Annotated in this window: 22 protein-coding genes and 1 pseudogene; 12 read left to right on the forward strand and 11 right to left on the reverse strand. The window is 67.3% G+C overall.

The features are described 5' to 3' along the window. The first annotated feature begins 6 nt into the window (after positions 1–6). Both VEIS_RS28200 and VEIS_RS03685 read left to right on the forward strand, forming a co-directional pair. Complete coding sequence (locus tag VEIS_RS28200) at positions 7–153, forward strand: hypothetical protein (protein ID WP_157048388.1); 147 nt, start codon at positions 7–9, stop codon at positions 151–153. Between the two features lie 9 nt (positions 154–162). Beyond that, entirely contained in the window at positions 163–1,836 is a 1,674-nt protein-coding gene (locus VEIS_RS03685) for an ABC transporter ATP-binding protein (RefSeq protein ID WP_011808547.1), read from the forward strand. Here VEIS_RS03685 and VEIS_RS31455 read toward each other — a convergent pair. The 8 genes from VEIS_RS31455 to VEIS_RS03720 form a co-directional block, all read right to left on the reverse strand. Continuing rightward, positions 1,749–2,117: a type II toxin-antitoxin system RelB/DinJ family antitoxin gene (locus VEIS_RS31455; RefSeq protein ID WP_157048389.1), complete on the reverse strand. Its 369-nt coding sequence runs from the start codon at positions 2,115–2,117 to the stop codon at positions 1,749–1,751. The genes VEIS_RS03685 and VEIS_RS31455 overlap by 88 nt on opposite strands. A gap of 120 nt (positions 2,118–2,237) precedes the next feature. Continuing rightward, positions 2,238–3,236 (reverse strand): ABC transporter substrate-binding protein, encoded by a 999-nt coding sequence (locus tag VEIS_RS03690; RefSeq protein ID WP_232287912.1) that lies wholly within the window; start codon positions 3,234–3,236, stop codon positions 2,238–2,240. A gap of 138 nt (positions 3,237–3,374) precedes the next feature. After that, positions 3,375–4,508, reverse strand: a complete 1,134-nt coding sequence (locus VEIS_RS03695) for an NAD(P)/FAD-dependent oxidoreductase (protein WP_041950494.1) — start codon at positions 4,506–4,508, stop codon at positions 3,375–3,377. Beyond that, on the reverse strand, positions 4,501–5,925 hold the full coding sequence (locus VEIS_RS03700; protein ID WP_011808550.1) for an NAD(P)/FAD-dependent oxidoreductase: 1,425 nt from the start codon (positions 5,923–5,925) through the stop codon (positions 4,501–4,503). The genes VEIS_RS03695 and VEIS_RS03700 overlap by 8 nt, the downstream gene beginning before the upstream one ends. Then, a complete protein-coding gene (locus VEIS_RS03705; RefSeq protein WP_232287834.1) occupies positions 5,922–6,230 on the reverse strand; it encodes a (2Fe-2S)-binding protein in 309 nt (102 codons plus the stop codon). The genes VEIS_RS03700 and VEIS_RS03705 overlap by 4 nt, the downstream gene beginning before the upstream one ends. 15 nt (positions 6,231–6,245) lie before the next feature. Beyond that, the gene (locus VEIS_RS03710) at positions 6,246–7,040 is read right to left on the reverse strand and encodes an ABC transporter permease (RefSeq protein ID WP_011808552.1); all 795 of its coding nucleotides are present in this window, start codon (positions 7,038–7,040) and stop codon (positions 6,246–6,248) included. 4 nt (positions 7,041–7,044) lie between these two features. After that, positions 7,045–7,905, reverse strand: coding sequence for an ABC transporter permease (locus VEIS_RS03715; RefSeq protein WP_011808553.1), 861 nt, complete (start codon positions 7,903–7,905; stop codon positions 7,045–7,047). Then, the gene (locus VEIS_RS03720) at positions 7,902–8,999 is read right to left on the reverse strand and encodes an ABC transporter ATP-binding protein (protein WP_011808554.1); all 1,098 of its coding nucleotides are present in this window, start codon (positions 8,997–8,999) and stop codon (positions 7,902–7,904) included. Before VEIS_RS03720 ends, VEIS_RS03715 begins: the two co-directional genes overlap by 4 nt. A 131-nt stretch (positions 9,000–9,130) precedes the next feature. Here VEIS_RS03720 and VEIS_RS28210 point away from each other — a divergent pair, with 131 nt between their 5' ends. Continuing rightward, on the forward strand, positions 9,131–9,442 hold the full coding sequence (locus tag VEIS_RS28210; protein WP_232287835.1) for a hypothetical protein: 312 nt from the start codon (positions 9,131–9,133) through the stop codon (positions 9,440–9,442). Positions 9,443–9,567: 125 nt separating this feature from the next. On the opposite strand, the pseudogene VEIS_RS30200 reads toward VEIS_RS28210, so the two are convergent. The 3 genes and pseudogenes from VEIS_RS30200 to VEIS_RS03735 form a co-directional block, all read right to left on the reverse strand. Then, positions 9,568–11,016, reverse strand: a pseudogene (locus VEIS_RS30200) (cytochrome c); the annotation flags it as partial. A gap of 25 nt (positions 11,017–11,041) precedes the next feature. Next, positions 11,042–11,491 carry a hypothetical protein gene (locus VEIS_RS28220; RefSeq protein ID WP_011808557.1) on the reverse strand — a complete coding sequence of 150 codons (450 nt, stop codon included), beginning with the start codon at positions 11,489–11,491 and terminating at the stop codon, positions 11,042–11,044. Beyond that, positions 11,488–12,534, reverse strand: coding sequence for a LacI family DNA-binding transcriptional regulator (locus tag VEIS_RS03735; RefSeq protein ID WP_011808558.1), 1,047 nt, complete (start codon positions 12,532–12,534; stop codon positions 11,488–11,490). The genes VEIS_RS28220 and VEIS_RS03735 overlap by 4 nt, the downstream gene beginning before the upstream one ends. A gap of 152 nt (positions 12,535–12,686) precedes the next feature. Here VEIS_RS03735 and VEIS_RS03740 point away from each other — a divergent pair, with 152 nt between their 5' ends. From VEIS_RS03740 to VEIS_RS25435, 9 genes are all read left to right on the forward strand, one after another. Continuing rightward, the gene (locus tag VEIS_RS03740) at positions 12,687–13,532 is read left to right on the forward strand and encodes an ABC transporter permease (RefSeq protein WP_011808559.1); all 846 of its coding nucleotides are present in this window, start codon (positions 12,687–12,689) and stop codon (positions 13,530–13,532) included. After that, positions 13,532–14,314 carry an ABC transporter permease gene (locus VEIS_RS03745; protein WP_011808560.1) on the forward strand — a complete coding sequence of 261 codons (783 nt, stop codon included), beginning with the start codon at positions 13,532–13,534 and terminating at the stop codon, positions 14,312–14,314. Before VEIS_RS03740 ends, VEIS_RS03745 begins: the two co-directional genes overlap by 1 nt. Positions 14,315–14,350: 36 nt before the next feature. Then, positions 14,351–15,148: an ABC transporter ATP-binding protein gene (locus tag VEIS_RS03750; RefSeq protein ID WP_011808561.1), complete on the forward strand. Its 798-nt coding sequence runs from the start codon at positions 14,351–14,353 to the stop codon at positions 15,146–15,148. Positions 15,149–15,200: 52 nt separating this feature from the next. Continuing rightward, the gene (locus tag VEIS_RS03755) at positions 15,201–16,319 is read left to right on the forward strand and encodes an ABC transporter substrate-binding protein (RefSeq protein WP_232287836.1); all 1,119 of its coding nucleotides are present in this window, start codon (positions 15,201–15,203) and stop codon (positions 16,317–16,319) included. 90 nt (positions 16,320–16,409) lie between these two features. Beyond that, positions 16,410–17,723 carry a sulfopropanediol 3-dehydrogenase gene (gene hpsN / locus VEIS_RS03760; protein WP_011808563.1) on the forward strand — a complete coding sequence of 438 codons (1,314 nt, stop codon included), beginning with the start codon at positions 16,410–16,412 and terminating at the stop codon, positions 17,721–17,723. Further along, positions 17,720–18,487, forward strand: a complete 768-nt coding sequence (locus VEIS_RS03765) for an SDR family NAD(P)-dependent oxidoreductase (RefSeq protein WP_011808564.1) — start codon at positions 17,720–17,722, stop codon at positions 18,485–18,487. The genes hpsN and VEIS_RS03765 overlap by 4 nt, the downstream gene beginning before the upstream one ends. A 147-nt stretch (positions 18,488–18,634) precedes the next feature. Continuing rightward, complete coding sequence (locus VEIS_RS03770) at positions 18,635–19,636, forward strand: galactitol-1-phosphate 5-dehydrogenase (protein ID WP_011808565.1); 1,002 nt, start codon at positions 18,635–18,637, stop codon at positions 19,634–19,636. Between the two features lie 502 nt (positions 19,637–20,138). Beyond that, positions 20,139–21,533: an MFS transporter gene (locus VEIS_RS03775; protein ID WP_011808566.1), complete on the forward strand. Its 1,395-nt coding sequence runs from the start codon at positions 20,139–20,141 to the stop codon at positions 21,531–21,533. A gap of 158 nt (positions 21,534–21,691) precedes the next feature. Further along, positions 21,692–22,003 (forward strand): hypothetical protein, encoded by a 312-nt coding sequence (locus VEIS_RS25435; protein ID WP_011808567.1) that lies wholly within the window; start codon positions 21,692–21,694, stop codon positions 22,001–22,003. Positions 22,004–22,051: the final 48 nt, after the last annotated feature.

Genomic DNA, 22,051 nt, shown 5'->3' on the forward strand with positions numbered 1-22,051 from the left:
TCGCCGATGAGCTTGCTCGCCTTCTTCGTTTCCCGACCCGCCCAGGCCCTGGTGGCCGTGCGCGTGCTCGATGCCGTGATCCTGAAATGCCTTCTGGCCGGCGCAGGTCTGAACGCCACACCGAACCCGCCACTGCGCCAGCGCGGCGCATAGGACAACCCGATGCCACACGACGCCCCCACCCCCACCCCGCCGCCGCTGCTGTCGATCGAGCAGTTGAGCATCCCCCTGCCCCCGGGCGCCGACCGCCCCTATGCGGTCGAGGACATCACGCTGCAACTGCAACGCGGGGAAATCCTGTGCATCGTCGGCGAATCGGGTTCGGGCAAGTCGATGAGCGCCAACGCCATCATGGGCCTGCTTCCGCCCGGCATCGCGGCGCAAGGCGGTCGCATCCTGTTCCAGGGGCGCGACCTGTTGCAACTGGACGAAGCCGCATTGCTGCCGCTGCGCGGCAAGGACATGGCCATGGTTTTCCAGGAGCCGCTGTCGGCCCTGAACCCGTTGATGACCGTCGGCGAGCAAATCGCCGAGGTGCTGCGCGTGCACCGCAGCGGACGCAACGACAATGCCCGGGCTTGGGAGCGCCGGGTGTTGGAACTGCTCGAATTCGTCGGCCTGCCCGACCCGGCGGCGCTGCGCCACAGCTACCCCTTCCGGCTGTCGGGCGGCCAGCGCCAGCGCGTCGTGATTGCAATGGCGTTGGCGCTGGAGCCGAGCCTGCTGATTGCCGACGAGCCCACCACCGCGCTGGACGTGACCACGCAGGCGCAGATTCTGGCGCTGATCCGCCGCATACAGCGGGACAAAGGCATGGGCGTGATGTTCGTCACCCACGACTTTGGCGTGGTGGCCGAGATCGCCCACCGGGTGGCCGTGATGGAGCAGGGCCGGCTGGTCGAGCTAGGCCCCGCCAGGCAACTGCTCGATGCGCCCCGGCACCCCTACACCCGCAAACTCATCGCTGCCGTCCCGCATGGCCGCGCGCTGCCGCCATCGGCCAGCGCCGCCGAGACCGTGCTGGAGGTGCGCCATCTGCGCAAGACCTATGTCACCGGCGGCGGCTGGTGGCGGCCAAAGCGCGTCGTCGTCGCGGTCGATGATGTGAGCTTCAGCGTGCGGCGCGGAGAAACGCTGGGCATCGTCGGCGAATCAGGCTCGGGCAAGTCCACCATCGCCAAATGCCTGCTGCGCTTGACCGACATCGATGGCGGCGAGCTCCATTTCAACGGCTGCGACCTGGCCACACTCGGCGAACGCCAGTTCCGACCGCTGCGCAGGCATGTGCAGATGATTTTCCAGGACCCCTTCGCATCGCTGAACCCGCGGCACACCGTCGGACGCATCATCTGCGACGGGCCGGTGGCCAACGGCGTGCCGATGGCCGAGGCGCAGCGGCGCGCCCGCGAACTGCTGGAACTCGTCGGTCTGGAAGCCTCGGCCTTTGCGCGCTATCCGCAGCAGTTCTCGGGCGGCCAACGCCAGCGCATCGGCATTGCCCGCGCGCTGGCCATGCAGCCCCAACTGGTCGTCGCCGACGAGTCGGTCTCCGCGCTCGATGTCTCGGTGCAGGCCCAGGTGCTGGAGCTGCTGGCCCGCCTGCAACGGCAGTTCAATCTGGCGCTGATCTTCATCACGCACGACCTGCGGGTGGCGGCCCAAATCTGCCAGCAACTGATCGTGATGCACCGTGGCAGCGTGGTCGAGACCGGCCCGCCGGCGCAACTCTTCGCCGCCCCGCAGCATGACTACACGCGCCGATTGATCGCCTCGATTCCCGGCAAGGACTGGAAACCGCCGGTCGATACGCCGGTCGCGGCAAGGCAGGGAAAGTAAAAGGGGAAAGCAAAAAAGAACGGCCGGGCGCCGATCCATCGGCCCGTCGTCTCCAGACTGCGGCCCGCTGCGGCCACCTTGTCGCCGCCCCGGTGGATCAGGTCCTCGATGCGACCCTGAATGCGGCCCTGACCCACCAGACGCCCGGAAGGTAGCTGACGCCGCATCGGCAAACGGGCGGCATCCGAAGTGGACAGCCCCATTGCTTCGAGTGCCTCGGCGGCATGTTCCCTGGTATGGGTGTCGATGCGGGCGGGGGCACCGGTGTCGGCGGTGCCCATGGTGACTCCCTGGCCATCGGTTTCAGCGCCTCCCTGGTGCTCACCAGGCGATCACCCATGGGGAGCGCTGTCGGAATGGCTTTCCCCATGCCTCCAGTGGTGGGCCTTGCCGAGCGCCCCTCAACGCTCGATGGTCTTGTTCCAGCGCACATTCCAGGCCGGGCGGCTGGCGTTGATGCTGTCCCAGTCCACCGTGACGGCATTGCCCATCCATTGGTTGAACCGGGCCACCAGCGCCGCGCTTTCGCCGCTGGCTGCGACCTTGGGGTTGGTCGGAATCTGCGCGCCAAACTGTAGCGCATTGGCCTGGGCCTGCGGGCCGAGCAGAAACTCGGCCAACTTCTGCGCCAGTTCGGGCTCGCTGTTTTTGGCGATCACGCATTGTGCGGTGAGCAGCATCACCGCGCCCTCCTTGGGCTGTGCGTACTCCACCGGAATGCCCTTGAGCTTGAGCGCCACGACGGCGGTGGGGGTCAGCGGGAACAGCGCGGCCTCGCCGGTCTGCACCATCTCGGAGATCTTGGCCGAGTTGGCGATGTACTCCAACACATTCGGGCCTATGGTGTGGCCCCAGGCTTTGAAGCCGGGCTCCACGTTCTTGTCGTTGCCGCCCTGTATGCGGTTGAACATCATGAAGCCATGCAGCCCGAAGGTAGACGAGGGCAGCGATTGGAACACCACCCGGCCCTTGTATTTGGGGTCGGCAAGGTCCATCCACGAAGCGGGCGCGGCCCAGCCCTTGTCAGCAAACATCTTGGTGTTGTAGGCCAGGCCCGTCATGGTCAGGGACACACCGCTGGCCAGGTCGTCCCTGAAGCGGGCCGCCGGGTGGATATCGTTCAGGTGCGGGTTGGGGCGCTGCCTTTCGCACAGGCCCATGCCGATGGCGCGCACCATGATGCCGTCGTCCAGGAACATCAGGTGCATCTGCGGCCGCTCTTTGTGGGCCCGGGCCTTGGCCAAGATGTCGGAGGAGGTGCCGGGCACCACCACGACCCGGACCCCATACTGCTTTTCAAAGGCCGGGAATGCGTGCTGCGTGTAAGTCCGCTCCATCAAGCCGCCGTTCATGCCGATGTAGAGGGTTTTGGTTTGCCCGACGGCGCTGCCGGCGAGCATGCTTGCCACGGCGGCTGCCAGGAGTTTGCCGCGCACGGGGCCTGTGACGGGGCCTGTGACGGGGCTTGTAACGGGGCCTGTGACGGGGCCTGTGACGGGACCTGTGGGGCGGACGCTAAGGCGCATGGTGGTTTCCTTTCAGGTGGGGATGTGGGCAGCGAACCGTTCTATCGCAAATGCCTCGATGGGCGTGCTGCTGCGGCCGTCACAGGCCAGTTCGGCCAGCACTTCGCCCACGGCCGGGCCCAACTGAAAGCCCGCGCCCGAAAAGCCAAAGCCATGGATCAGGCCGGGCCGGCGGCGGCTTTGGCACAGCACCGGCTGGTGGTCGGGCAGATAGCCCTCGGTGCCGCTCCAGGTGCGGATGAAATGCGCGTTGCGCAGGGCCGGCAGCAGTTCGATCGCCTGCACGGCCAGCGCGGCGATGGCGCTGCGCTGCGAGCGCGCGCGCTCGGCGTCGAGCGCCAGGCCCGAGCCGCCGCCGAGCACCAGGTTGCCGCGTGCCGCCTGGCGGCAGTAGATGCTGCCGCCCTCCACGCCCAGGCTCCACGGCAGGAACATGGGCAGGGGCTCGGTCACTGCCATCGCCGGGTGGCCCGAGCGCAACGGCACGGCTTCGCCAAATTGGGCGGCCAGTGCGCCGGCCCAGGCGCCGGCGCAGTTGAGCAGCACCGGAGCGCGCACCTGCAAATGCCGGCCTGAGCGCAGCAGGAACTGCCGGCCGTCGTGCAGCACTTCGTCGAGCGGCGTGCGTTCGTGGATTCGCGCCCCGGCCCGCTGCGCGGCCCGCGCCAGCGCGGGCGACACCAGGCGCGGGTTGGCCTGTCCGTCCTGCGGGCAGAGCGAGCCGCCCAGCGCATGGCTGCCCAGCCAGGGGCAGCGCTGGCGCAGGCTGGCGCCCGAGAGCAGTTCGAGCCCCAGGTCGAAGTCGCGGCTCAGGGCCTGGTAGCTCTCCAGCGCTTGCAGATCGGCCTGGCTGCGCGCGATCTTGAAATGGCCGCTGCGCAGGTATTCGCCATCGGTGCCGATCAGTGCCGGCAGATCGGCCCAGATCTGGTGGGCGCGCTGCGCCAGTGGCAGTTGGCTCAGCGGGCGCCCCTGGCGCCGCACGCCGCCATAGTTCACACCGCTGGCGCGCGCGCCGCACAGGTCGTGCTCCAGCAGCAACACGTCCACGCCCTTGCGGCGCAGCGCCAGCGCGGCCGACGCGCCGACGATGCCGCCGCCCACGATGGCCACATCGGTGGCGATGATGCGGCTGCTGCTACTCATCGCGTGGCGGCGCTGCGGCATCAGTGCCGTCGGCGACCTGTTGCGTCTGCAGATGGAGCGGAATCGGCTTGATCGGCGCCTGCCCGCGCAGGCGGCCCACCTGCTCGACCGGCCGGCCTGTGGCCTGGGCCAGAATCTCGGCGCCCGCCAGAGCGCAGATGCGTCCCTGGCAGCGGCCCATGCCGATGCGGGTCAGGGCCTTGAGGCGGTTCATTTCATCGGCCCCGGTCTCGCGTGCGCAGGCGCGCAATTGGCCCGCCGTGATGTTCTCGCAGCGGCACAGCAGCAGTGCGTCGGGGGCCTGGGCAGCCCAGTCGGCAGGCAGGGGAAAGGCACGCGCGAGCGCCTGCCCGACGCGGCGCAGTTGGCCCAGGCGCCGCTCCAACTGCCGGGCGCGCGCGCCGTCCACCGCCCGGCCATGGTCGGCCAGCAGCGCCAGCGCTGCGCGTTCGCCCGCGCACTCCGCCGCGTCCGCACCCATGATGCCTGCGCCATCGCCGGCCAGGTAGACACCGGGCACGCTGCTGCGGCCGGCCGCATCGTGCGCGGGCAAATGGGCGTGCTCGGCCGGTGACCAGACAAAGCGGCAGTCCAGCAGGTCGGCCAGTTGGGTTTCCGAGCGCAGCCCATGGCCCAGGCCGATGGCATCGCAGGCCAGGCGGTGCTGCTGCGCGCCATCGCTCCAGACCACGGCACTGACCCGGGCATCGCCTTGCACCCGCACCGGGCGGATGCCCCTGTGGATGGGCACGCCATGCGCGCGCAGCCAAGCCACACAGTGCAAGCCCCTGGCCAGGATGGCGGGTTCTGCGAGCAGCGCGGGCACGGCGGCAAGTTGGTCGGCCCGGCGGGCGGTGTCGAGCACCGCAGCCACCCGGGTGCCGGCGCATCGCGCGTATTGGCAGGCCACCAGGTACAGCAGCGGCCCGGTGCCCATCAGCACCACGTTGCGGCCTATGGCGCAGCCCTGGAATTTCAGCGCCACCTGCGCTGCGCCCAGCGTGTACACGCCGGGCAGCGTCCAGCCGGGAACGGGCAGCACCCGGTCGGTGGCGCCGCTGGCCACGATCAACGGGCCGTAACGCAGTGTGCGCGTGGTTTGCGTGGGGCCATGCAGCAGATCGAGTTGGCCGCCTTCGGCGTTCCACACCAGGCTGTCGCTTTGGTAGTCGATCTGCGCTTGCAGTCCGTCGAGCGTGCGGTGCAGGGCCGTGGCGCGCGCAGCCTGGCTGCCATACAGCGCCCGGGGCGGGCGCTGGAAATGGGCCGGCGGGCGCCGGTACACCTGCCCGCCGCCGCGCGCGGCCTCGTCGATCAGCACCGGCCGCAGGCCATGCGCTGCCAGCGTCTGCGCCGCACGGATGCCGGCGGGGCCGGCGCCCACGATGACGGCTTGCAGCGGCGTTGTCGAGGTCATGTGGCGACTGCGTCCGTGGCACCGGTGCGCAGGGCCATGCCCGGCGCGATAAAGCTCGTGCAGGCGCGCAACCGCCGACCGCCGTCGGTCTGCACCCAGCAGTCCTGGCAGGCGCCGATCAGGCAAAAGCCGGCGCGCGGCTGGCCACTGAATTCATTGCGCCGCAATTGGGCGCAGTGCGTCAGGATGGCGGTCAGCACCGTGTCGCCGGCCAAGGCCAGAGCGGGCTGGCCGTCCAGCGTGAAGGGCACGGGCGGGCGCTCGTGCTCTGCCACGCGCTGCAGCAAGGGGCGGGATGGGGGCATGGTCACGGTGCGCATTCATTGCCGCCCGACCAGCACCCGGTCGAGCCCGTACACCCGGTCGAGCAGCACCATCGCACAGGCCGTCAGCGCCACCATCAGGGCCGACACGGCGGCCATCAGCGGGTCGATCGACTCGGTGGCGTACATGTACATGCGCACCGGCAGCGTCACCGTGCTGGGCGAGGTGACGAAGATCGACAGCGTCACCTCATCGAAGCTGTTGATGAACGCCAGCATCCAGCCGCCGGTCACGCCCGGCGCGATCATCGGCAGCGTGATGCGCCTGAACACCGTGGCCTGGCTTGCGCCCAGCGACAGCGCCGCATGTTCGGCACTGCGGTCGAAGCCCACCAATGCCGCCGCCACCAGACGCAGCGTGTAGGGCGTGATGATGAGCGCATGTGCCAGCACCAGCCAGCCAAAGTGGCCCGTGCCATCGATGAGCGCAAACAGGCGCAGCAGGGCTACGCCCAGCACCAGGTGCGGGATGATCAGCGGCGACAGGAACAGACCGTTGAGCCAGCCGCGCCCCGGGAACATGTAGCGGGTCATCGCAATGCCCGCAGGCACGGCCAGCACCGTGGCCAATGTGGCCGAGGCCAGGGCCAGCCACAGGCTGTTCCAGAACGACTGCACGAAGTCCGGGTGCTCGAACACCGCCCGGAACCAGCGCAACGAGAACCCGGTGGTCGGCAGGGTGAGCGTGTCGTGCGGCGTGAACGCCACCAGGCACACCCCCAGCAGCGGCGCCAGCATGAAGGCGATGACCAGGGCGTTGAACGCCAGGGCGATGGGGCCGTTTTTTGGCATGCGCTCAGCCCAGTGCCTTTTTGTAATGGCCTTCCAGCAGCCGGTGGTAGCTGAGCATCACGACCAGATTGGCCAGCAGCAAGGTCAGCGCAATCGCGGCGCCCAGCGGCCAGTTCAGCGCGTGCAGGTATTCGTCGTACACCACGGTGGCCACCATCTTCAGGCGCCGCCCGCCGAGCAGACCGGGAATGGCAAACGAGCTGGCCGCCAGACCAAACACGATCAGACTGCCCGACAAAATGCCGGGCAGCACCTGCGGCAGCACGATGCGGCGCAGCGTGGTCAGCGGCGTGGCCTGTAGCGACAGCGCAGCGTTCTCCACCCCGGGGTCGAGCTTTTGCAGCGAGGTCCACACCGGAATCACCATGAACGGCAGCATCACATGCACCAAGGCCACCACGACCGCGATCTCGGTGTAGAGCATCTTCACGGGGCCGATACCGATGCGCTGCAGCGCGCCGTTGACCAGCCCCTCGGGCCCCAGCAGCAGGCTCCAGCCAAAAGCCCGCACCACCACCGACACCAGCAGCGGAGCCAGCACCACCAGCAGCAAGATGGTGCGCCAGGGCTTGCCCATGCGGCTCAGAATCCAGGCCTCGGGCGCGCCGATGAGCACGCAGATCAGCGTGACCAGAGCGGCCATCCAGAAGGTGCGCCAGAAGATGGCGTGGTAGTACCCGTCGGTAAACACCTGGGCGTAATGCTCCAGCGTGAACGTGCCGGCCTTCACCCCGGTGGCCGGGTCGAACATGTTCAACGACAGCACCGCCGTCAGCGCCAGCGGCACCAGCAGCAGCGCGGCAAACAGCACCAGGGCCGGGCCGGACAGCCACCAGGGAACGGCCCTCGGGTGCAGCAGGTTCATGGCGCCGCCTCGGTCGCCCCATCGGCCAGATCCGCATCATCGGCGGGCAGCAGGCGCATACAGTGGTCGGGCCAGTCCAGGCCGGTGCGATCGCCCTCGTGCAAGGCGTTGCGGCCATCGTTGGGCGCCAGCACCATCAACTCGCCCACCGCGCTGCCCACGCGGTAGAGCCACTGGCTGCCCAGGAAGAAACGTTCGCACACCGCGCCATCGAGCCGGCCTTGCGCGACAGGCACGATTTGCAGCTTCTCGGGCCGCACGCTCAGCAGCACCGCCGCGCCCGGGTCGAAGCGCGGGCCTTGCACGGCCACCTCCACGGTGAGCGGGCCCACCGTCACCTGCGTGCGCGCAGCGCTGGCGCCGACCGTGCCGGGCAGCAGGTTGGCCTTGCCCACGAAGGTGGCGATGAAGCGCGTGCGCGGGTGCTCGTACACGCGCTGCGGGTGGTCGATCTGCGTGGCGCGGCCGGCCTGCATCACCACCACACGGTCGCTGATCGACATGGCCTCGCTCTGGTCATGCGTGACCATCACCGTGGTCGTGCCCACCTTGCGCTGGATCTGGCGCAACTCGAACTGCATCTCCTCGCGCAGCTTGGCATCGAGGTTGGACAGGGGCTCGTCCAGCAGCAAAACCGCAGGCTCGATCACCAGCGCGCGCGCCAGCGCCACACGCTGGCGCTGGCCGCCCGATAGCTCGCGCGGGTAACGACCGGCCTGCTGCTCCAGATGCACCAACGCCAGCGCCAAGGCCGTGCGTTCGCGCCGCTCGGCCTTGGGCAGCTTGCGCATCTCCAGGCCGAAGCCCACATTGTCGGCCACCGTCATGTGGGCAAACAGCGCGTAGCTCTGAAACACGATGCCCAGGCCACGCGTGTTGGCCTTGGCATGGGTGATGTCGCGGCCATCGAGTGCGATGCGCCCGCTGCTGACGGTCACGAAGCCGGCCACCATTTGCAGCGTGGTGGTCTTGCCGCAGCCCGATGGCCCGAGCAGGGAGACGAACTCGCCTTTTTCCACCGCCAGGTTCATCGCCGACACGGCGCAGGCATTGCCGTAGAACTTGCTCAAGTCGGTCAGTTGCAGGAAGGACATGCACGGGTCTTTGGAGATGGCTGTCTGCGCACCGCGCGAAGGTGCCGATCAGACCGATGGCCGTGCCGGCCGGTTCGATCCGCATGGCGCGATCGCGTGCATCAGGGTGGTGCATCGAACGGGCGGGCCTAGTGTCGCGTCACGGATCATCTGTCGGTCTGCGCTGGCCATCGAAGCGCATCGCGGCGTTGCATCGCTTGCCAATACGCTCGGTATTGGCTGCGCGATGCGCCTTGCGCTGCGCTCCGATGGCTGCGCGCAGCCTACGACATCTGATCCGTGACGCGACACTAGCGCTTCCGATTCAATCTACTGCAAGCAGCGGGCCAGGCCGCATCGGGTATTCCATTACAGATCACCGTATGAATGGACGACATCGACAACCCACGAGACCCCGGTGCCCATCGATCCCGGGGGTTTTCTCGACCATTCGAAAAGCATGAGGTCGCGCCATGCCGGTGCCGGTGCCGGTGCCGGTGCCGGTGCCGGTGCCGGTGCCGGGCCGGGCCGGGCCGCCAATGTCTACGCCAAAGAACGGGGGGCTGACACAGGATGATGTACAGGATGCTCACGGATGCGCAGGGCCGGCCCGCACACGCGCCAGCGCCTGCGGCAGGTCGCGCCATGCGGCCCGCCCGGGGGCATGGCGCGCGCGCATATGGCTTGCCAGTTCGATGATCTGCGCATCGCTGAGCGCCGCGCCGAAGGCGGGCATGAAGCCGATGTCATGCGCCGCAGGCTCGCGGATGCCATGCACGATGACCTGCAACAGGTTGTCGGGCCGGTCGCTGTGCAGCTTGCTGTTGAGCGCCAGCGGCACATTCAGGCCGAGCAATGTGGGGCCGTCGCCGTCATGGTGGCAGGCGGAGCAGGCACCGTCGAACAGCCGCTGGGCCGGACCGGGCAGCGGGGCCTGTGCGGCGGCGTTGTCCACGACAGCGCGCGCCCGGGCTTGGGTCTGGGCCGCTGGCGCACTGGCGCTGAACGAGGCCAGGTACCGGGCCAGCGCATGGATGTCGGCGTCAGGCAATGGCGCCAGTGCGCGCACCACTGGTGTCGTGTCACCGATCATCTGTCGGTCTGCGCTGGCCATCGAAGCGCATCGCGGCGTTGCATCGCTTGCCAATACGCTCGGTATGGGCCGCGCTATGCGCCTTGCGCTGCGCTCCGATGGCTGCGCGCAGCCTACGACATCTGATCAGTGACACGACACTAGCGCCATCGGGCCGGCGGCACTGCCGTGCTCCGGGCTGTGGCCGTGGCGCAGGTAGCTGTAGAGCGCTGCGGCGTCCCATGGCACGGGCGCCTTGGACAGGCCCGTGAGCGCGGGCGCCTCCCAGCCGTCGACCATGGCGCCCGAGAGCCAGGCCGCGCCGCCCTGCTCCGCTCCGCGCGCGTTGCGCGGCGTGTGGCAGGCGCCGCAATGGCCCAGGCCCTGTGCCAGGTAGGCGCCCCGGTTCCATTCGGGCGAGCGGCCGGGGTCGGGCTGCCAGGGGCGGGGGTCGTGGAACAGTGCGTTCCAGCCGGCCAGCAGCGGGCGCAGGTTGAACGGGAAGGCCAACTGCGTCGCCGGAACCTCCGAGCGCTGCGGCGGCTGGGCCATCAGCCAGGCGTAGAGCGCGGTCAGGTCGGCGTCGCCGATCTTCGCGAACGCGGTATACGGGAACGCCGGGTACAGGTGCCGGCCGTCGCGCGCGATGCCCTCGCGCAGCGCGCGCTGAAAGGCGCTGAAGGACCATTGGCCGATGCCGGTTTCGGCATCCGGCGTGAGGTTGGTGCTGTAGACGGTGCCAAAGGGCGTGGCCAGGCCGCGTCCGCCCGCATTCGGCCTGCCGCCGGCAGCGGTGTGGCAGCCCGCGCAGTTGCCGGCAGCGGCCAGCAGCCGGCCGCGTTCGATGGTGGCGGCGCTGTAGACCGAGGCCCCTGCCATCTGCGCCACCGGGGCAATGGCCGGGCGCCAGCCCAACAGGGCCGCGCCCAGCGCCAAGGCGCCCGTCGCCAGCGCCCCGGCACGGGCCCGGTGGCTGCGCGCTAGTGTCGCGTCACGGATCAGATGTCGTAGGCTGCGCGCAGCCATCGGAGCGCAGCGCAAGGCGCATCGCGCAGCCCATACCGAGCTGTATTGGCAAGCGATGCAACGCCGCGATGCGCTTCGATGGCCAGCGCAGACCGACAGATGATCGGTGACGCGACACTAGCAGTATCTCCACGCCCTCGGCCGGGTTGCCCGCCACCTGCGCGGGCTGGCCGGCGACCGGCGCAGGCGCAGGCGGCGCGTGGCGCACCACCAGCAGCACGCCCTGCGCGGCGTGGAAGTCGGCGCGCGTGCGCGGGATGCTGGCGCGCAACGCCGGGGCCGGCGGCGCGTTCACCGGAGTACCTTCGCCTCCGGCTGCGGTATGAGCGCCTTCGGGCGGCCGGGCGGCGATCACTGGGGCACCTTCGCCTTCGGCTGCGGTATGAGCGCCTTCGGGCGGCCGGGCAGCGCTCATGGCCCGCGCTTTTCCGATCGCACCGGCGCGGTGGATTGGCGCACCACGAGTGCCACGTCGATTTCCGTGCTGCGGGGAAACGCCTGCCCGCCCATGGCGGCCACGATGCGGTCGGCGGCGCTGCTCCACATGGTCTGCGTGGGGATGCGCACGGTGGTCAGGGCCGGTTGCAAATGGCGCGCCATTTCGAGGTCGTCGAAACCGACGATCGACAGCTCGGCGGGCACTTTCAGGCCAAGGCTGTTGGCCTCCAGCAGCGCGCCAAACGCCAGCACGTCGTTGCCGCACACCACTGCCGTGGGGGCCGGGTCTTGCGCCATCAGTTGGCGCAGACCTGCGCGCGCATCGGCCAGGGCGTAGGGCCGCTGCACCAGCCGTTGCTCCGGAAAATCCAGCCCCGCCGCCTGCAATGCCCGGCGCACACCTTCGACGCGCTGCATGGCGCGGTCGTTGTGCTGCGTGATGCCGGCCAGCATGGCGATGCGGCGATGCCCCAAGTCGATCAGGTAGCGGGTGGCCTGGGCCATGGCGGCGGCATTGTCGAAGCCGACATTGACATGCTTGCCGCTCGGCTCATGCACCATCACATGCACGCAGGGCAGGCTGCGCCGAGCGATGAAGTGCAGCAAGTCGGGATGCTGGCAAAGACCGCACAGCACCAGTGCATCGGCGCCCCGGGTGACCAGGTTGATGGCCTGCCGCATTTCGCCCAACACATCGTAGCCACTGGTGGCGATCAATAACTGAATGTCCGACTGCGCCAGGCGCCGCCCGAGCGCATCGATGGCCGTGGCAAAGATGGCGTTGTCCACGGTCGGAAACACCGCGCCGACGGTGCCGGAGCGCCGCAGCATCAATGCCCGCGCGCCGGCATGCGGCACATAGCCCAGCCGCGTCACCGCCGCAGCCACTTTGCTGCGCAAGGACGCGCTGACCGCCTGCGGCCGATTCAGCACGCGCGACACCGTGGCCGTCGAAACAGCCGCCTTGCGGGCCACGTCATCGATGGTGGGGTGCTTGTTCCCGGGTGAGGTCATGGGCATCGAATGTACGCGCTTTCAGCCCCGGTGTCGGGGTTTTCCACACCGGGTTATCAATGAGCGATTGCTGTCCATCGCCGATTGACAGGGGTGGGTTGGAAAGCCAACAATGAAAGCGCTTACAAACCCATCCCAAACCAACGCCGGAGCCTTGGGTGACCCTTGCGAAAACCTTTCATCCGCTTGCCGCCCGTGGCCTGGAGCGCAGTTCCCGCATCGGCGCGGCTTGTCTTGCGCTGGGCCGGGGGCTGCTGCGCGTGCTGGTGACGCTGGGCGCGCTGCTGCTGCTGTGGTGGGGTCTGACCGATGCTTTTGGTCTGGTGTCCGGCATGCGCTTTCCGGGGCCGGCCCAAACCCTGGCGGCCGGCCAGCAAATCCTTTTCGATGGCTACGGCAACGCGCTCTGGCATGAGCATGCGCTGCGCAGCGTGCGGCTGGTGGGCCTGGGCTTTGTCGTCGCCGCTACGCCGGGCGTGCTGCTGGGGCTGGCGATGGGTGCCAGCCGCACGGTGGAGGCATTGGTCAACCCCGTGTTCCTGTTGCTGCGCCCGATACCGCCGCTGGCCTGGATTCCGCTGGCCATCGTGTGGCTGGGTCTGGGCGATGCGGCGAAGGTCATGGTGATCTTCGTGGCCGCCTTCGTGCCTTCGGTGATCAACAGCTTCAGCGGCGTGCGCCAAATCGACCGCCCGCTGCTCGAAGCCAGCGCCATGCTGCGCATCACGGGTTGGCGCTACTGGCGCGAAGTGCTGATTCCCGGGGCGCTGCCGAGCATCTTCACCGGCTTGCGCTTGTCGCTGCAAGCGTCATGGACCACGCTGGTGGCGGCCGAGTTGGTCGGCGCCGTTGCGGGCCTGGGGCAAATCCTGAACCAGGGGGCGCAAGATATCCATCCGCCCATGATTCTGGTCGGGATGATCAGCGTGGCCTTGTGCGGCTGGCTGATGACGCGGGCCTTGGCCTGGTTCGAGACGCGGGCCATGCCCTGGAGGCAGCCGTGATGCTGCAACCCGGTTTGCCTGCGGGGCGCCTGGGGGCCTTGAGCGTGGCGGGCGCCAGCGGCTTCGTCTGCCTGTGGTCTGCAATGGCCCTGACGGGATGGGTGCCACGCGCTTTTTTTCCTGCGCCCTGGGACATCATCGGGCGCTTGGTCGAACTGACCCGCGAGCCTTTTGCCGGCCATACGCTGCCAGTCCACCTGCTGTCGAGCTTGCAGCGTTTTGCCATGGGCTTCGTTTTGGCGCTGCTGACCGGCATTGCGCTGGGTCTGCTGATGGCCTGGTTTCGCTGGGTGGACGAGATCATCGGCCCGGTGTTCGAGGCCGTGCGGTTCGTTGCGCCGATTGCCTGGGTGCCATTTGCCGCGCTCTGGTTTGGCACCGGCATCGGCGGGCCGGTGCTGATCATTTTCATGGGCGCGCTGCCGCCGGTTTTGATCAATACCTATCGTGGCGCCAGGTTCGTCGACCGCAAGTACATCGAGGCCGCCCGCATGTTGGGCGCAGGGCCATGGCGCGGCATCACGCAGGTCATGCTGCCAGCGGCGGTGCCGGCCATCGTGGCGGGCCTGCGCATCTCGGCCGGCCTGGCCTGGCAGTCGCTCGTCGGCGCCGAGTTGATCGTGGCCTCCAGCGGCGTGGGCTATTTGATGGTCAAGGGGCAGGCCGGTCTTGCGACCGCCACGGTGATGAGCGCGATGCTGGCCATCGGCCTGGTCGGCCTGGTCATCGATGTGCTGCTGCGCGGCCTGCAGCAATCGATTCAGACCCGTCGCGGGCGGTAAAGCGCGGCCTTTGACGACGTTCAGCCAAGGAGCCCCATGGCCACTATCCAATTCAATGATGTGGAGCGGACATTTCGCCAGGGCAACCGGGATGTGGTTGCGCTGCGGGGGGTCAACCTGCAGGTCGGTGCGCGCGAGTTCGTCGCCATCGTCGGGCCGTCGGGCTGTGGCAAAACCACTTGCATGCGCATGGCCGCCGGTCTCGATCAGCCCACGGGCGGCTGTGTGATGGTCGACAGCGAGGTGGTGACCCGCCCCGGCCCGGAGCGGGCGGTGGTGTTTCAGCAGTTTGCGCTCTTTCCCTGGAAGACCGTCTGGGACAACATCGGGTTCGGCCTGCATGGCCTGGGCATCGCGGCGGCCGAAAGAACGAAGCGCATCCGGCAGCACATTGCACTGATGGGCCTGGAGGGCTACGAAAAGGCCTTTCCCCACCAACTCTCGGGCGGCATGCAGCAGCGGGTGGCGATTGCCCGGGTCTACGTGCTCGACCCGAAGGTGTTGCTGATGGATGAACCCTTCGGCGCGCTCGACGCGCAGACCCGCGTCGTGATGCAAGAGGAGTTGGTGCGCCTGACGCGCCGCCATCCCCGCACCGTGCTTTTCATCACCCATGCGGTGGAAGAGGCTGTGTACCTGGCCGACCGCGTCGTGGTGATGACACGCCGCCCCGGCACGGTGCGGGACATCATCGCCATCAAGCCCGTTCGCGAGGCCGAGGGCTGGGACGCGCTGACGCGCATCGAGGACGTGATGGAGCAGCCCTCTTTCGTGCAGCTTCGCGCCCGGATATGGAAACAGTTGCGTGAGCCGCATGACCGGGGCGCGCACTGAGTGCCGGCGGCGAGCGATGGTTTTTTCATTGTCATGGCTGGAGGAAAATCCGATGGAAACCCCGATGAAAACCCCGGCCAGGACCCCGGTCAGGACCCGGCTGCGCCGCGCCTTGCTCGGTGCCGTCGTCGGCGGCGGCATCTGCGGCGTCTGCGGCGCCGGCAGCGCGACCCCGGGCGCGCAGGCGCCGCTCACCGAAATCAGGGTCAGTTACCAGCCAGCGCTGTACTGGGCCTTGCCGTTTTTCGTGGCCACAGAGAAAAACTGGTGGGCCGAGCTGGGTCTGCAACCGGTGTTCAGCATCTTTCCGGCCGGTGTGCCGCAAATGGCCGCAGCGGCGGCCAAGTCATGGGATGTGGGCGGCACCGGCTCCGTGCCGGCGGTGCTGGGCCATATGCGCTTCGGCATCAAGACCATTGGCCTGACCAATGACGAGTCGGCGGCCAACGCATTGATGGTCAGCAAGGCGGCGGCAGCGCAGATGAGCGCCAACCCGGCCGCGATGAAGGGCCGGACCATCTTGCTGACCAGCAATTCCACCGGGGATTACGCGGTGCAGTCCTGCTTGAAGAAATATGGCTTGTCCAAGCAGGACGTGAGCATCAAGAACATGGGGCAGGCCGAGATCATCTCGGCGCTGGCCTCGGGCGCAGCGAATCTGGCCGGTCTCTGGGCGCCCAACACCTATGCGGTGCAGGAAAAGGCCGGCGCGGCCGAACTATGTTCGGGCAAAGACAGCGGCGCCATGGTTCCGGGCGCCCTGGTGGCCCGCAGCGAATACGCCGAGCGCCACCCCGAGGAGGTGGCGAAATTCCTTGCGGTCTATCTGCGCGCCTGGTCGTGGATGCACGCCAACCGCAGCGACGCGCTGGCGCTGATGCGCAGGTTTTACCGGCAAGGCGGTGTCGACATCCCCGATGCTTGGCTGCACCAGGAGTTCGCCAGCCGCCCGACCTTCGATCTGGCGCAGCAGTTGGCCCGCATGGAGCGCCAGCGCGGCAACGCCAACGTTTCCGACATGGATGCCTGGTTTGGGCAAATTGCCGAATTCATGCGCGGCACGGGCGCCATCCATACGGTGCCGCCGAGCAGCGCGTACATCACCGACGCCTATATGAAGCGTGTCGACGCCGATCCCAGGCTGCGCGAATTTGCCAACCGAACCCGGTGAACGGCTGCGACCCCCGGTTTTGCCAGCCCGCCGGCAACGCGCGGGCGCCCGACTCCATTCAGCCTGCCATCGACCGCCAAAGGGATTGAAATGACCGTGCGCTACCTGAAAAAAGCCGACAAGACACCAGAGACGGAAACCGCCAGCGCGCAGCAGGTGGTCAGCGCCATGCTGGCCGAGATTGGCGCCCACGGCGAGGCGGCAGTGCGCGCCTATGCCCGGCGGCTCGACCAATGGGACGGCGATATCGTCGTCACGCGCGCCGAGATCGGGCGACGCAGCGCCGAGGTGCCGGCGCAGGTGCGGCGCGACATCGATTTTGCGATTGCGCAGGTGCGCGAGTTTGCGCTGGCGCAGCGCCAGTCGCTGCATGAGTTCTCGGTGGCGCTGCATCCGGGCGTGACCGCAGGGCAGCGGGTGATACCGGTCAATGTGGCCGGCTGCTACGCCCCCACCGGGCGTTATGCGCACATTGCCTCGGCCTACATGGGCGTGGCGACGGCCAAGGCGGCCGGCGTCGAGACGATCATCGCCTGCTCGGGGCCGTTTCGCGGCGCGCCCATGCATCCCTGCCTGCTGTACGCCTTCGACCGGGCCGGTGCCGATGTGGTCATGACCCTCGGCGGGGTGCAGGCGATTGCGTCCATGGCCTACGGTCTGTTCACCGGCAAGCCGGCGGATGTCATCGTCGGCCCCGGCAACAAGTTCGTTGCCGGGGCCAAGCGGGCCTTGTTCGGCACGGTGGGCATCGACGTGTTTGCCGGCCCCTCGGAGATCGCGGTGATTGCCGACGACAGCGCCGATCCGGCCATCGTGGCCAGCGACCTGGTCGGTCAGGCCGAGCATGGCCAGGAGTCGCCGGCATGGCTGTTCAGCACCTCCAGGCCATTGGCCGATCAGGTGCTGCAACGGGTGCCGGCGCTCATCGCCCAACTGCCGCCGACGGCGCGCGAGGCTGCCGCCAGCGCCTGGCGCGACTACGGCGAAGTCATCGTTTGCGACACCCGCGAGGAAGTGGCGGCGCTATCGGACCGCTACGCCAGCGAGCATCTGGAAATCCATGCCGCCCACCTCGACTGGTGGCTGGAGCACCTGACTTGCTACGGCTCGCTGTTCCTGGGCGAAGAGGCCACGGTGGCCTTTGGCGACAAAGCCAGCGGCCCGAACCATGTGCTGCCCACCAAGGGCGCGGCGCGCTACTCGGGCGGCCTGTCGGTGCACAAGTTCATGAAAACCTTGACCTGGCAGCGCATGACGCGCGCAGGAGCGCGCGACATCGGCGCCGTAACGGCCCGCATCGCGCGCCTGGAAGGCATGGAAGCCCATGCCCGCACGGCCGATGACCGGCTGGCCAAGTACTTTCCCGGCACGGCCTTCGAACTCGGCGCGCCGGTGTCGACATGAAGATGGCGCAACTGTTCGATCTGTCGGGCCGGCGCGCACTGGTGACCGGGGGCAGTGGCGGCATCGGCCAAGCCATGGCACAGGCGCTGGGTCTGGCAGGCGCCCAACTGCTGCTGATGGCGCGGCGCCAGCCCGATCTGGACCGGGCCGCCGCGCGTCTGCGCGCCGAGGGCATCGCCGCCACCACCCTGGCGGCCGACCTGGCCGATGCCGGCGCCACGCGCCAGGCCGCTGCGACGGCTTTGGCCATGCTGGGCGGCGTGGACATCCTGGTGAATGCCGCAGGCAGCAACCTGCGGCGACCGTTTTTGGCGGTGACGCCCGAGAGTTGGGCCACCGAGCTGGCGTTGCACCTGGCTGCGCCGTTCTTCCTGACGCAGGCGCTGGCGCCCGGCATGAAACAACGCGGCTGGGGCCGCGTCATCAACATTGCCTCGCTGCAGAGCTACCGCGCGTTGGCCGACAGCGCACCCTACGGGGCGGGCAAAGGCGGCGTGGTGCAGTTGACGCGGGCCATTGCCCGGGAGTGGTCGATGCACGGCATCACCTGCAACGCCATCGGGCCAGGGTTCTTTCCGACGGCGTTGACGGCGGCCATGTTCGCCAATGCCGAATCGGCACGGCAAAACGCCGCGCAAACCTGCATCGGGCGCAACGGAAAGCTGACCGACCTGTATGGCGCAACCGTGTTTCTGGCCAGTGAAGCCAGCGCTTACGTTACCGGGCAGACGCTGATGGTCGATGGCGGCTTCACCGCGCGTTGATGCCCCCCGTGCACCTGTGGCCCCGTGCGCCGGTGGCCCGGCCTGGGCCGCGCCCGTTTCATGCGCGCCGCGCCGGGCACGGCGCGGTGGCAGCACGCCAACCCGGCAAACGCGCAAATGCGCAAGACACGCAGGAGGACCCATTCGATGCAAGCCCTGGTCTACACGCAACCGCAGGAGTTGCAATTGCAACAGCGCCCCCGGCCGGAACTGGTCGCCGGCGAGGTGCTGCTGAAAATCGATGCCGTCGGCATCTGCGGCTCCGACCTGCATGCCTGGCATGGGCATGACCCGCGGCGCAAGCCGGGTCTGGAGCTGGGCCACGAGTTTGTCGGCACCGTGGTCGAGTCGGCGGCGGGCGGCTTCGCGCCGGGCACGCGCTTTACCGGCAACCCGCTGATGGCCTGCGGCGTCTGCGACTACTGCGTGCAGGGCCGCAACAACCTGTGCGCCGGGCGCACCATGATCGGCATGACCCGGCCCGGCGCCTATGCGCAGTACATGAGCATTCCGGCCGCCGCGCTGATTGCCATACCGCAGCAGATGTCCGATATCGCGGCGGCCCTGAGCGAACCGGCCGCCACCGCATGGCATGCCCTGCACCGGTCGATGCAGATGCTGACCCGGCCGCTGCACGAATGCCGCGTGCTGGTGATCGGTGGCGGCGCCATCGGCATGTTGGCCGGGTTGTTGCTCAAACGATGGGGCGTCGTCCGGCTGACACTCAGCGAGCCCAACCCGCTGCGGCGCAGCGCAGTGCAAACCCATGTCGGCTGCGCAACCCTGGACCCGCGCGCACAGGCCCCCGGTGAAAACCGCTACGACTACATCTTCGATGCCGTCGGCGCCCGACGGACGCGCCAGCAGGCCATCGCCGCCATCGCGCCCGGCGGCCTGGTCATGCACGCCGGCTTGCAGGACGGGGCCAGCGAGATCGACATGCGCAAACTGACACTCGCGCAAATCACCCTGTCAGGCACTTACACCTACACCACGGCCGATCTGCGCGCCACCGTGGCGGCGCTGCATGAGGGCGCGCTGGGCGATCTGGCCTGGGTCGAGCAGCGCCCCCTGGCGCAGGGGCAGCAGGCGTTTCGGGATATGGCCGAAGGGCGGAGCGCGTCGGCCAAGATCATTCTCAGACCCTGATCGAAGAAGCGGCGGCGCGGCCGGGCCTGCTGGCCAATACGCCCGGCGGCGCGGGCTGTCTCGACATGCTCTCGATGCCCGGCCCGGCATTCTTGCCACCATCTCGATACGCCGCTGCCTGACATCGGTCCGTGTTGCACGGAGAAATGCCATGGGCGCCATGGACGCCATGGAGGGGGTGTGGATCGGATGGTCGACCTGGTGCCGGTCGGGCAGCCGACGCCCTGCCTGCAAGTCAAGGGCATCAAGGCCCACGCCGGCGTGTCGGGGTCTGGGGATCCATGGCACCGGGAAGTCAGTGATACCATCAGTTTCTTACATGTTGTTGCAACATTGCGAGAATTTGTCATGACTGCAAGCAACGAAGTTACAGCATAGAATCGCCCTCGACCAGGCCCCATGGCCCTGAAGAAATTCAGTCTGCCGGAGCCTGTGTCAGAGCGATGGCACTGCGCCGATAGCGACGCGGTTCCATGTCCAGCAAATCCAATGAAAGCATGTAATGACTGAAACTCGAGTAAATACTGTCCCCGGAAAACCAATCGTCGGAATTCCACTTCTATTACTGTGCGCCGCCAATTTCATCGATGGAATGGATGTCTCGACGATAGGGGTGACCTTGCCTGCCATTCAGAAGGGGTTGAATATTTCTCCAACCCTGTCGCAATGGGCCGTGAGTGCTTACGTCCTGGGTTTTGGCGGTTTCTTGCTCCTGGGCGGGCGCGTGGCCGACATCTTTGGTCATCGCCGTGTTTTCATTTCGGCATTGCTCGTCTTCACTCTGGCCAGCATTGCGGGCGGCTTCGTCACGGATGGGCCCACCCTGATTGCCACCAGGCTGATCAAAGGGATTGCCGCAGCATTCACGACGCCGGCAGCGGTGGCTCTTTTGCTTTCGAGTTATAGCGATAGCGTCGATCGGGCGAAGGCATTGGGCATATTTGCGTCCACCAGCGCGACCGGCTTTGTGCTGGGCATGCTGCTCGGCGGCGCGATCACGACGCTGAACTGGCGGCTGACGATGGCGATGGGCGCGCCCGTTACGCTGCTCGTCCTGCTGATGGCGCCATTTTTCTTTCCGGTCGATACACTGCGCACCGGGAAAAACGAACGATTCGACTGGATTGGCGCCTCCACGATTACGGCCGGCCTGGTTTCGTTTGTATTCGGTGTCACCAATGCGGCGGACCACGGTTGGTCGGACAGCATGGCGTGGGGGCCGATCGTGGCATCTCTGGTTTTGCTGATCGCCTTTTTCGTCGTCGAGAAAAAGCATGAGGCACCGATGGTTCCGCTGGGCATTTTCCGGCGTGCCAAGCTGAGCAATGCGCTGATGACGGTTGCGATATTTCAGGGCGCGTACATCGGATTTCAGTTCGTGGCCACGCTGTACTACCAACAGTCCGTTGGCTGGTCTGCTTTCTCCACCGGCTTCGCCTTCGTGCTGATCGGCATGTTTGTGATGTTCCTGTCCCCGCGCTTCTCGGCCATGGCCCAGAAACGCGGCGCCACCGGCTTGATAGCGCTGGGCATGGCGCTCCAGGTCGTGGCTTACACCTTCTGGACGCTCGCCAACGGGCATCTGTCGCCGGTTGTGTTGGCCTTCCTGGTGCAAATTCCGCTCGGCTTGGGATATGCCATGGTCTTTCCATCCGTTCAGATTGCGGCGCTCGGTGACATCGAAGAAGACAAGGCGGGACTTGCCACGGGCCTGTTTTTCTCCGCGTTCCAGATTGGCGGCGGCGTCATACTGGGCCTGACATCCAGTATTTTCGGCAGCTCTGCACATTATGGCTGGAACCCTTATCTGTGGGGTAGCGCCTTCTCGGCGGTTTTGGCTCTGTTGACGATACTGGTCGCTGCATCGGGTCCAAGAAGGAAATCGGCGCGGGCTTGATTTATTTTCCTGCATCTCCGGACGGAGCAAAAAAGTTCGGGCATTCCTGGGCCGTGAAAGTGTCGAGAAGCACGCCAATCGGTCAGCTTCTCGACCCGCCGTCAGGTTCAATGCCGTACAGCGTCGCTCACAAAATTTCGAGGAAGTGAAGAAAAGCAATGAGAATAGCAATTTCCGGTACCTACTCGGTAGGCAAGACCCTGACCACGATGGCGGTTTCTCACCTGCTCGGCCTTCCGCGAAGCGCGGCAATGACGATGCGGGAATTGCTGCCCATTTCCGTGCCAGGGAAAACCTTGGAGGAATGCACCGCAGCCGAGATCATCATGCTGATCATGCGGCGCCATCAGGAGCATGCGGTCAACGAGCACCCTTTCGGGAAAAATTTTGTTTCCGACGATTCGTCGTTTTCAGTTACTGAATACCGGTTTCAAAATCCCTCTGGATGCCCGCGATATACCCTATGTTGAAACATGGGGTACGGTGGGTGCAAGGGTTCGGCAGGTTCTCGATGGGCA

It is taken from the genome of Verminephrobacter eiseniae EF01-2, from assembly GCF_000015565.1.
GTDB classification, from domain to species: domain Bacteria; phylum Pseudomonadota; class Gammaproteobacteria; order Burkholderiales; family Burkholderiaceae_C; genus Acidovorax; species Acidovorax eiseniae.

Coding starts and splice junctions, on each gene's coding strand:
- VEIS_RS03770 (WP_011808565.1), top strand. CDS start 18,635: ATGCAAGCCCTGGTCTACACGCAACCGCAGGAGTTGCAATTGCAACAG.
- VEIS_RS03715 (WP_011808553.1), bottom strand. CDS start 7,905: ATGAACCTGCTGCACCCGAGGGCCGTTCCCTGGTGGCTGTCCGGCCCG.
- VEIS_RS03755 (WP_232287836.1), top strand. CDS start 15,201: ATGGAAACCCCGATGAAAACCCCGGCCAGGACCCCGGTCAGGACCCGG.
- VEIS_RS31455 (WP_157048389.1), bottom strand. CDS start 2,117: ATGGGCACCGCCGACACCGGTGCCCCCGCCCGCATCGACACCCATACC.
- VEIS_RS03705 (WP_232287834.1), bottom strand. CDS start 6,230: ATGCCCCCATCCCGCCCCTTGCTGCAGCGCGTGGCAGAGCACGAGCGC.
- VEIS_RS28220 (WP_011808557.1), bottom strand. CDS start 11,491: ATGAGCGCTGCCCGGCCGCCCGAAGGCGCTCATACCGCAGCCGAAGGC.
- VEIS_RS03765 (WP_011808564.1), top strand. CDS start 17,720: ATGAAGATGGCGCAACTGTTCGATCTGTCGGGCCGGCGCGCACTGGTG.
- VEIS_RS03690 (WP_232287912.1), bottom strand. CDS start 3,236: ATGCTCGCCGGCAGCGCCGTCGGGCAAACCAAAACCCTCTACATCGGC.
- VEIS_RS25435 (WP_011808567.1), top strand. CDS start 21,692: ATGAGAATAGCAATTTCCGGTACCTACTCGGTAGGCAAGACCCTGACC.
- VEIS_RS03710 (WP_011808552.1), bottom strand. CDS start 7,040: ATGCCAAAAAACGGCCCCATCGCCCTGGCGTTCAACGCCCTGGTCATC.
- VEIS_RS03695 (WP_041950494.1), bottom strand. CDS start 4,508: ATGAGTAGCAGCAGCCGCATCATCGCCACCGATGTGGCCATCGTGGGC.
- VEIS_RS03720 (WP_011808554.1), bottom strand. CDS start 8,999: ATGTCCTTCCTGCAACTGACCGACTTGAGCAAGTTCTACGGCAATGCC.
- hpsN (WP_011808563.1), top strand. CDS start 16,410: ATGACCGTGCGCTACCTGAAAAAAGCCGACAAGACACCAGAGACGGAA.
- VEIS_RS03685 (WP_011808547.1), top strand. CDS start 163: ATGCCACACGACGCCCCCACCCCCACCCCGCCGCCGCTGCTGTCGATC.
- VEIS_RS03750 (WP_011808561.1), top strand. CDS start 14,351: ATGGCCACTATCCAATTCAATGATGTGGAGCGGACATTTCGCCAGGGC.
- VEIS_RS03735 (WP_011808558.1), bottom strand. CDS start 12,534: ATGCCCATGACCTCACCCGGGAACAAGCACCCCACCATCGATGACGTG.
- VEIS_RS03775 (WP_011808566.1), top strand. CDS start 20,139: ATGACTGAAACTCGAGTAAATACTGTCCCCGGAAAACCAATCGTCGGA.
- VEIS_RS03700 (WP_011808550.1), bottom strand. CDS start 5,925: ATGACCTCGACAACGCCGCTGCAAGCCGTCATCGTGGGCGCCGGCCCC.
- VEIS_RS28200 (WP_157048388.1), top strand. CDS start 7: ATGAGCTTGCTCGCCTTCTTCGTTTCCCGACCCGCCCAGGCCCTGGTG.
- VEIS_RS03745 (WP_011808560.1), top strand. CDS start 13,532: ATGCTGCAACCCGGTTTGCCTGCGGGGCGCCTGGGGGCCTTGAGCGTG.